Here is a 9430-nt window from a genome sequence, read left to right as displayed (position 1 = left end):
AAAAAGTCCCAAAATTACTTTTGTTTGTTACATAATTAACTCTAAGAATTACGTTGACTATGTGTTATTCTATTGTCCAGGTGCATTGCCGAGCAGCGAATTTTATTATTCGCGACCAGGCCAGGTCCGTTGCTGTTGCTTGTGTTGCTCGTTTTGACAACTTGTTCAGTATATCACTCATGTTTCTCCGTGTCAACTGTTTTTTAAGTTTTTTCAAAACTTTTTATCTGTATATTCATCTGTCTTTGCAACCCTTTTTAAGGTGCTTTATTAGTATAGCCACTCGGTGTAACTTTGTCAATAGTTATTTTAAATGATTTTAAAATGACTTTAACAAGTTTACCTCGTTTTTACCTTTCTCGTGGGGTGCTTTACTAGATTATCACAATCAGATACCCCTGTCAACGCTTTTTTAAAGTTTTTTGAAATCATTTTTTTGTTGAAATTTCAATGCTTGCACACTGTATACAACACACGGGGAGCCGTGTATATAGACCTTGCTTTCATTATTCGTTTTCATCCACTTTTTGTTCGGATTAGAGTCAAAAACCACTTGTTTTTATACCCGCAACTCCAATAAAGTTCGTGCTGTCAAATCTCAGAACCTCGCTTCATCAATATCAGGAATTTACATTTACAGTAATATATAATCAATTTCTGCATCGAAAAGAATAGATTAGAAATATGGTAAGCATAAATAAAAAATATCATATGTCGTCCAGGCCATGAACTCGAGGTTCGACAAACAATGCTGTACCTACACACCAAGAAAAAAAGGACCATTCCAACCGTTTACGGCTGAAATCAGTCCTTATTTTACAAAATATTCTATTCTTCTACAGGCTTCATTGTCGGGAAGAGTATTACATCTCTAATAGATGCAGAGTCTGTAAGAAGCATTATTACTCTGTCAACACCTATTCCAAGGCCTCCAGTTGGCGGCAGTCCCACTTCAAGAGCATTTACAAAGTCAAGGTCCATCATCTGAGCTTCATCATCTCCAGCTTCCCTTTCCTTAAGCTGCGCTTCGAATCTGCCTTTTTGATCTATTGGATCGTTAAGCTCGGAAAATGCATTTGCAATTTCCCATGTATTTATAAATGCTTCAAATCTGTTTGTTATTCTCGGATCATCAGGGTTCCTCTTGGCAAGTGGAGATACCTCTACGGGATGGTGCATTACAAATGTAGGTTCAACAAGGTCTTCCTCACAGAATTCCTCAAATGCAAGGTTTACAACATGTCCTGTAGTCCAATGCTTTTCGACTTCAAGGTGAAGTTTTTCCTTGGCAACCATTTTCGCTTCCTCATCACTGTTCAGTGCATAGAAATCTATTCCGGTCTTTTCCTTTACAAGATCGTGCATTGACGCTCTTCTCCAAGGAGGAGTAAGGTCAAGCTCTGTTCCCTGATAGTTTATCTTTGTTGTACCGTTTGCCTTTTCACACATGTATGCAACTACATTTTCAGTAAGCTCCATCATGTATTCATAGTCAACATAAGCCTTGTACACTTCCATGGCTGTATATTCAGGATTATGCTTGATTGACATACCTTCATTTCTGAACATCTTGCCAATTTCATATACTCCATCGAACCCGCCAACTATTAGTCTTTTTAGGTAAAGTTCATTGGCTATCCTCAGATACATGTCTATATCCAGGGTATTGTGGTGAGTAATGAAAGGTTTTGCAGAAGCTCCTCCAGCTATTGTGTTCAGTGTTGGAGTATCAACTTCCAAAAATCCCCTGCTGTCCAGGTATTCTCTCAAAGCCTTGATTATTATACTTCTCTTTATAAACGTATCCTTAACTTCAGGATTTACAATAAGGTCAACATACCTTTGTCTGTATCTCAAATCAGGATCCTTAAGTCCGTGATATTTTTCAGGAAGTATCTGCAGAGATTTGGACAACAATACTACTTCAGTAGCTCTGATTGAAACTTCTCCCATCTTGGTTTTAAAGATTTCGCCCTTGACTCCGATGATATCGCCGATGTCATGAGTTTTCAGTGTATTGTATTCATCTTCTCCCAGCAGGTCCTTCTTAGCAAAAACCTGTATTCTTCCCTCACTGTCCTGAAGGTCATAGAATCCCACTTTGCCCTGGCCTCTTTTGGACATTATCCTTCCGGCACAGGACACAGCCTTACCTTCCATCTCTTCATAGTTGTCCTTAATGAACTTGCTTTTATGGGTAACTTCATATTTCTCTATCTTGAAAGGATCCTTCCCTTCCTTGACAAAATTTTCCAGTTTTTCCCTTTTTATCATTCTCAGCTCATTAAGATTTTCAATATCAGACACAAAAATCCCTCCTAAATCGTTATTTAATTTACTCCTAATATCTCATATTCAACAATGGCACCGCTAGGTGTCTCTACGTTTACCACTTCTCCTTCTGTCTTGCCCATAAGAGCCTTTCCAAGAGGTGATACATTGGATATTCTATCTTTGAACGGATCAGCTTCTGCAGATCCTACTATCTGGTATTCCATTATTTCATCGAATTCAATGTCTTTTATTTTAACTCTGCTTCCAATGTTTACAATACCATTACTGTCGCTGTTTTCTATAATTTTCGCATTCTTAATCATGTTTTCAATCTTAAGAATCCTTCTTTCTATATCCGCTTGTTCGTTCTTTGCTTCATCATATTCCGAATTTTCACTTATGTCACCAAAAGCAAGAGCTGCCTTTATTTTCTCTGCAACTTCCTTTCTTCTTACTACTCTAAGATTTTCCATTTCTGCCTTTAATTCTTCAAGACCTTCTTTCGTAAGCAGAATTTCATTATTTGTCATGTTTTTTCTCCCCTTTGGTAAATAATATTTTATCCTACAAAGTATAAGGTATGAACCATCAGTTGTCAAGACATTTGATGACTATGAATTTTTGTTTATTTTTTCTATGTATTCATTGATGAGTTCAATCATCTCATCCCTTGTCTTTACTTTGTTGAAACTCCCTCTCATTTCAGCCGCACCACGAAGTCCCTTTATGTACCATCCAGCATGTTTTCTCATCTGCATAAGAGCCACCCTTTCAGGCTTTTCCCTTACGAGCATTTCAACATGTTCTGAAAGCTGTCTAAGCTTTTCCTCATGGGATATGGCTTCTTCAATTTCATTCCCTTTCAAAAGTTCGTTTGAATCCCTGAATATCCACGGATTGCCAAAAGCCCCCCTGCCTATCATCACACCGTCGCATCCCGTATACTCAATCATATCCAATACATCCTTCGGTGTGAAAATATCTCCATTTCCTATAACAGGTATGTCCATGTTTTCCTTTAATTTCCTTATGGAATCCCAGTCGGCCTTTCCGGAATAGAACTGCTCTCTGGTCCTTCCGTGCAGGGTAACAGCATCGATGCCTGCATCCTGGGCTATTTTTCCTATTTCAAGGAAGTTGATACTTTCATCATTCCAACCTTTCCTGAACTTCACAGTTACAGGCTTTGTCGAAGCAGCCTTTACCCTTTTCATTATTTCACCGGCCAGCTTTGGATTTTTCATAAGGGCGCTTCCGTCTCCGTTTTTGACTATCTTCGGAGCTGGACATCCCATGTTTATGTCAAGAATCTGGAATGTATCCATTTTGTTCAGCTTTTCAATGACAATTTTCTCCATTATATCAGGGTCCGAACCAAATATTTGAAGGGAAACGGGGGTATCTCCCGTATCTATATCCATAAGAGTATGTGTTTTCTTGTCGTTATACAACAAACCCTTGGCGCTTATCATTTCAGTGCATACAAGCCCTGCACCGAATTTCTTGCATATTGTTCTGTACGTCTTGTCGGTTATGCCTGCCATAGGCGCCAGTATGACGTTGCTTTTTAATTCTATATTACCTATCTTCATCAATATTATGTTCCTCAATCATTCTTACTTCCTGTTTATTCATGTCTACAATATTACCACATGATGTGCAGTCTGAATATACAAGGCATCCGTCACAGTCGAAGCCGGATACTTCCACCTTTTTCCATCTCTTGTTCCCTTTTTTCCTTATCTCCATAAGGTTGTCGTATCTTTCAAACATCCTATCCCAGGGCTGAAAGAGTCCCCTGTCTTCTTCCTCAATGAATTTCAAGTACTTTCTCTCAAGATCATTGAGTATGTCGGAAACAAACTTCTCTCTGGATATTTCCTCTCCTTTTATGTGACTCACAGAAATACCCTTGTCTATATTTGATGCCAAGTCATCATTTTCTATGTCAAGATTGACTCTTATTCCTACTATATAAGACACTTCTCTTCCTTGTGAGGATTTTTCCACAAGAATACTCCCCAATTTTTTGTCATCATAATACAAATCGTTGGGCAGCTTCAGTTCCGTATCTATATCAATACTTCCAAGAACATCATGTACAGCTGCTGCAGCCGCAAGATTCAATACATTTGCAAGGTCTCTGTCACCATTGTTCTTGAATATTATGCTCAAATACAATCCACCCTTTGGAGAATACCACAAATCCTTGTTTCTCCCCTTGGAGTCCCATTGTTCTTCAGCCAGTATGACCATTCCGTTGGGACTTTGGGCAGAAATGCTCCTTGCCTTTTTGACTGCACATTGAAGGCTGTCAAACTGCAAAAATGTCCTTCCTACTTCCCTTGTATCCAATATTGAATTCAAAAGTTCAAAATCATACATGCAAATCACCTCTCATCCCGATGTATGAATAATACTATAGTTCAATAAAATTTTCAAGGGTAAGAAAGCGGCTTTGCCGCTATTAAACAAATCAGATAATAATGGATACATCCGGATTATGAATTTTTAACTTTAATTAAGCATAAAACAGCATCTGCGTCTAAACACAGATGCTGTTTTATAACTTAATAATTGCTTTCTTGTGTAATTTATGTGTTTTCCAAATCCAAATGGATATCAGTTTCTTAAAGTCCCAGAATGTCTTCTATCTCCGCAAGAAGTGCTTTCACTTCATCCATGGTAGTATCAGCCATATGAGCTATTCTGAAAGTTTTTTCCTTCAAGTCGCCGTATCCGTTTGATATCATGTATCCTCTCTTGCCAAGCTCGGCATTAAGGTCCTTGACACTGATTCCCCTAGTGTTCTTGATGTTTGTCAATGTGTTTGACAGATGGTTTTCGTCAGCAAAAAGTTCAAAGTGCTTTCTTCCCCATGCCCTTACATACTCTGCCATTTCAATATGTCTAGCAAATCTGTTGTCAAGGCCTTCTTCAAGGATTCTGTCAAGCTGATAGTCCATTGCAAACATGAGCGAAATATTTGGAGTTGAAGGATACTGGTGCGGCTTCTTCACAACTGCATCGTACACCTTCACAAGATCGAGGTAGAAACCTCTGTTTTCAACAGTTTTAGCTCTGTTATAAGCCTTTTCGGACATAGAGCACACTGCAAGTCCCGGAGGAAGTCCAAGTGCCTTCTGCGTTGAAGTTACACAGATATCTATTCCAAGCTTGTCAACTTCAACCTTTGCTCCTGCCGCAGAACTTACTGTATCAACACAGAATACTACATCAGGATATTTCTTGACAACTTCTGCAATTTCTTCGACAGGGTTCATTACACCCGTTGAAGTTTCGTTGTGAGTTACTGTAACAAGGTCGTAATCCCCAGTAGCCAGTGCTTTGTCAACCATCTCAGGAGTTATTGCCTGACCCATTTCAACTTCGTAAAGGTCTGCAGGTACATTGTTTCCTGTTGCCATCTGATACCATCTCTTACCGAATGCTCCTACAGAAAAGACGGCCGCTTTCTTTGCTGTACAGCTTCTTATTGCACCTTCCATGAATCCGCTTCCTGAAGAAGTGGAAAGAAGTATAAGGTTGTCAGTATAGAAAACTTTCTGCATCTTAGCGCAGATGTTTCCCTGAAGTTCAGAAATCTCTTTCGTCCTGTGTCCAATAAGCGGTGTTGCCATTTTGTCCAGAACATCCTGCTTCACTTCAACAGGGCCCGGAATAAATAATTTTTTATGCATAATCATCCCTCACTAATTATATTTGTTAAAACTTTAACATCTTATTCGTTTCATCAATTATAAAGAAATTTTAATACTTTTTCAACACTTTCTTAAAACTTTTGGAAATTTTTTTTGTCATATGACCAGATATATATTATAATACTAAATATTAAATAATTCAATAAGATAGTGCAATTTAAATACAATTGTCACTAATCAAAAGACAAGGAGCACTTAAATGAAAAATTTTAGAATAGGAATGCCGTCACTTATAGAGCTGGATACTTTTGAGGATACTTTGGATCTTTGCAGGGAGCTTGAACTGGATTTCATAGAGCTTAACATGAACCTTCCATCAAACTTCATCGAAAACCTCCCTTCGGAAAAGCTTCTCGATGCAAAAGAAAAATACGGCATTTCATACACAATGCACATGCCTGACGATGCAGATATGGGAGTTTTCTTCGAGCCTGTACGACAGGGATATATACAGCTTGCTCTTGACACTGTTGACTGGGCTGCAAAATCAGGTGTGGAACTTCTAAACTTCCATATAATAGAAGGGGCTAAAATGACTCTTCCCGACAGAAAGGTATATATATATGACCAGTATTCTGATGTATTCGTAAAAAAGTTTGTAGATTCCTTCAAGCATGTAGGTGCCGCAGGACACAAGGCAGGAGTAAAGGTGAATGTTGAAAATTCAGGAAACTTCGGAAATGCATTTGCACAGGAAGCTCTTGACCTGGTTCTTAAGATACAGGGAATGGGCATAACATGGGATATCGGACATGATTCCGCAAAGGAATATGTTGACCACGAGTATCTTATGAAGGTAAAGGACAATATATCACATATGCACTTCCACGACACTCTTGGAAGCAAGGACCACCTTGTTCCTTATACTGGAGAACTCGACCTGATGGACAGAATCAATTTTGCAAAAGAAAGGGACCTTACGGTTGTAGTAGAGGTCAAGACTATAGCAGCTCTCAAGGAATCCATCTATGTAATGAGAGACAGGGGTATGATATAAGCAACGGCAAAGCAATGGTCGAACAGCAGTGTAGCAGAAGTGCTTTAGCATAACTATAAAATAAAGAACAGGACTTGACTCTATAATAAAAGGTCCGGTCCTGTTCATTTTATACATAGAAATATTGTCAGATAACAAAAAAATTATAAATATCAGTGAGGTCTCGACTAATAGGTATCAAGAATAACATTTTAAGATATTGTAATTGTTGTACCGGTAGCTAAACACCAGTGCTTCAGGGTGTTTAGAGTCTCAATCTTCCTCATAAATAAAAGATTGTCGTTCCGAAGGAGTAGGGAACTTATATTCATAATTTTTATACCATGTCATGCTACCTTCTTGAACCTCATAAAGAACACTATATTGTTCCCAATGATTTCAGCCCAAATTCTTCCATCGTTCATTTCCACTATTTCTCTGCTTATTGCAAGCCCAAGACCACTGCTTTTCCCACTGCTTCTTGACTTGTCCTTAATAAACATTCTTTCGAAAATATTTTCCATATCTCCTTTTTTGAACTGTTTCTTCTCTATGGTATTGGCAACCTGAACCATGACGTATTCACCCTTTACAGATGTTGCAATTGTAAGTTTGCCAGGCTTTTTTGCATACTTGACCGCATTGTAAATAAGGTTCTCAAAAACCCTTACCATAAGCAGCGGATCCCCATTGATCTGGGGTTTTTCCTCAGTAAGCCTCACTTCAAACTTAAGGTCATTTTCCTCAACTATATGGAAATACTCACCTCTTATCTGGTCAATAAACCTGTTTATATCAAGGTTAACCTTCTCAACCTTCAGCTTTTCACTGGTAAGCTTGGAATATTCAAACAGTCTGTTTATGAGTTTCTTAAGCTGCTGTGACTTGTTAAAGCATATGCTTGCATATTCATTAAGCATCTTTTCGTCTTCATAATTTCCCTCAACAATAAGGCTCAAATAACCTATGATCGAGGTAAGAGGAGTTCTCAAATCATGAGACATATTTGTAACAAGCTCTTTTTTTGATCGTTCTATCTTTATCTCATATTCTTTTCTATCCTTGATAGACCTGCTCATATAATTGATATTGTCAGCCAAAAGTGTCAATTCATCATTGCCAGCAAGTATTATGGGACTTTCATGATCCCCAACAGATATTCGATCTACAGATTCTGATATTTCATGTATATAGTTAATCCTTCTGTTTGCAAGCCTGAAGAATATGAATACAAAAAGGATAATGGACATAAGGATTATTATCATTGCCAGAATATCTTCCTCATATGACCTGTCCTTATATCTTCCCTCCAGGAATAGAATATTGTTGTTCCCGTTGATCGAAAAGGTTCTGTAGAGTATATAGTCTCTCTTCTGCTGAGTACCCTCAGAACTTGTATACAGGAGCTCTCCCTTTTCGTCTACAACATTTATATGATATGCACCATCAGTACTGAGCATATATCTTATTTCACTTTTAACACCCTCAATAGAAGACAATCCATCAAGTCGGTTGCTCATATCATCAATAAACAGCTCGGCATTTTCCTTTTCCTCAATATTCAATTCCAGTGTTGCCTGTGCATAAATGCTTGCTATTATGTAAAATGAAATAATTCCAAATAATACCGCAGTTATTATTGATATGAAAAAATATCCCAAAAACTCCGTTCTGAGACTCTTACCCGATTTACTTCTCAATTTTGTATCCAACTCCCCATATCGTCTTAATATATTTTGGGTTTTTATAATCGTCCTTGAGTTTTTCTCTCAGCTTCCTGATATGCACTGTTACTGTATTGTCAGTAACAAAAAACTCATCCTTCCAAACCTTATTGTATATCTTTTCTATGCTGAACACCATTCCCCTGTTTGAAGCCAGAAGTTTCAATATGTCAAATTCAGTCTTCGTAAGGTGAATTTCTTCATCCTTGTAGAATACCTGGTGGGTATCAACATTGATTGTCAAGTCGTCAATTGTAATGGTGTCTTCCTTGTCGCTTTCACTTTCAATCTTGTCAAAAACATCCACTCTTCTGATATTGGCCTTGACTCTTGCCGTCAGCTCCATAGGATTAAAAGGCTTGGTAAGATAGTCATCACCACCTGCGGAAAGACCCATTATCTTGTCCATGTCCTCTCCCTTTGCAGAAAGGAATATTATGGGCATCCTGTGGTTTTCCCTTATCTTCATGCAGGTTTCCATTCCATCCATTCCCGGCATCATTATGTCAAGGACCACCAAATCGACCTTGGTTCCTTCAAGAATTTCAAGAGCTTCATTGCCATCTTTGGCAAGAACAACATCATAGTTGTCGTTCTGCAAATATATTTTTATCATGTTTCTTATGTCTTTATCATCATCAACAACAAGTACCACTTTATTGTCCAAATTGTACCTCCTAGTATTTATATCATAACTTTAGTTGAGTTGATTCATGTGTTGTTTGAAATATAAA

General features: G+C 38.1%; 8 protein-coding genes. 1 reads left to right on the top strand and 7 read right to left on the bottom strand.

Translation table 11 applies throughout. The features are described 5' to 3' along the window. Positions 1–828: 828 nt before the first annotated feature. The 5 genes from lysS to BUB05_RS17825 form a co-directional block, all read right to left on the bottom strand. Positions 829–2274 carry a lysine--tRNA ligase gene (lysS, locus tag BUB05_RS17845; protein WP_073051091.1) on the bottom strand — a complete coding sequence of 482 codons (1446 nt, stop codon included), beginning with the start codon at positions 2272–2274 and terminating at the stop codon, positions 829–831. Between the two features lie 56 nt (positions 2275–2330). Next, on the bottom strand, positions 2331–2804 hold the full coding sequence (greA, locus tag BUB05_RS17840) for a transcription elongation factor GreA (protein WP_073051087.1): 474 nt from the start codon (positions 2802–2804) through the stop codon (positions 2331–2333). An 81-nt stretch (positions 2805–2885) separates the two neighbouring features. Next, complete coding sequence (dusB, locus tag BUB05_RS17835) at positions 2886–3866, bottom strand: tRNA dihydrouridine synthase DusB (RefSeq protein WP_073051089.1); 981 nt, start codon at positions 3864–3866, stop codon at positions 2886–2888. Further along, positions 3853–4659 carry a biotin--[acetyl-CoA-carboxylase] ligase gene (locus BUB05_RS17830; RefSeq protein WP_073051085.1) on the bottom strand — a complete coding sequence of 269 codons (807 nt, stop codon included), beginning with the start codon at positions 4657–4659 and terminating at the stop codon, positions 3853–3855. The genes dusB and BUB05_RS17830 overlap by 14 nt, the downstream gene beginning before the upstream one ends. Positions 4660–4904: 245 nt before the next feature. Further along, entirely contained in the window at positions 4905–5975 is a 1071-nt protein-coding gene (locus BUB05_RS17825) for a pyridoxal-phosphate-dependent aminotransferase family protein (protein ID WP_073051083.1), read from the bottom strand. Between the two features lie 220 nt (positions 5976–6195). Here BUB05_RS17825 and BUB05_RS17820 point away from each other — a divergent pair, with 220 nt between their 5' ends. Continuing rightward, entirely contained in the window at positions 6196–6993 is a 798-nt protein-coding gene (locus BUB05_RS17820) for a sugar phosphate isomerase/epimerase family protein (RefSeq protein WP_073051082.1), read from the top strand. Positions 6994–7319: 326 nt separating this feature from the next. Here BUB05_RS17820 and BUB05_RS17815 read toward each other — a convergent pair whose 3' ends face one another. Next, the gene (locus BUB05_RS17815; protein WP_073051080.1) at positions 7320–8672 is read right to left on the bottom strand and encodes a HAMP domain-containing sensor histidine kinase; all 1353 of its coding nucleotides are present in this window, start codon (positions 8670–8672) and stop codon (positions 7320–7322) included. Continuing rightward, a complete protein-coding gene (locus tag BUB05_RS17810) occupies positions 8662–9363 on the bottom strand; it encodes a response regulator transcription factor (protein ID WP_073051078.1) in 702 nt (233 codons plus the stop codon). The genes BUB05_RS17815 and BUB05_RS17810 overlap by 11 nt, the downstream gene beginning before the upstream one ends. Positions 9364–9430 lie beyond the last annotated feature (67 nt).

Source organism: Dethiosulfatibacter aminovorans DSM 17477 (genome assembly GCF_900142005.1).
GTDB lineage: Bacteria > Bacillota > Clostridia > Tissierellales > Dethiosulfatibacteraceae > Dethiosulfatibacter > Dethiosulfatibacter aminovorans.
This window is presented reverse-complemented; position numbering and strand designations above follow the sequence as displayed.

What these genes read in the sequence shown, in the direction of transcription:
- lysS (WP_073051091.1), bottom strand. Translation starts at nt 2,274, where the DNA reads ATGATAAAAAGGGAAAAACTGGAAAATTTTGTCAAGGAAGGGAAGGAT.
- dusB (WP_073051089.1), bottom strand. Translation starts at nt 3,866, where the DNA reads ATGAAGATAGGTAATATAGAATTAAAAAGCAACGTCATACTGGCGCCT.
- BUB05_RS17825 (WP_073051083.1), bottom strand. Translation starts at nt 5,975, where the DNA reads ATGCATAAAAAATTATTTATTCCGGGCCCTGTTGAAGTGAAGCAGGAT.
- BUB05_RS17820 (WP_073051082.1), top strand. Translation starts at nt 6,196, where the DNA reads ATGAAAAATTTTAGAATAGGAATGCCGTCACTTATAGAGCTGGATACT.
- greA (WP_073051087.1), bottom strand. Translation starts at nt 2,804, where the DNA reads ATGACAAATAATGAAATTCTGCTTACGAAAGAAGGTCTTGAAGAATTA.
- BUB05_RS17830 (WP_073051085.1), bottom strand. Translation starts at nt 4,659, where the DNA reads ATGTATGATTTTGAACTTTTGAATTCAATATTGGATACAAGGGAAGTA.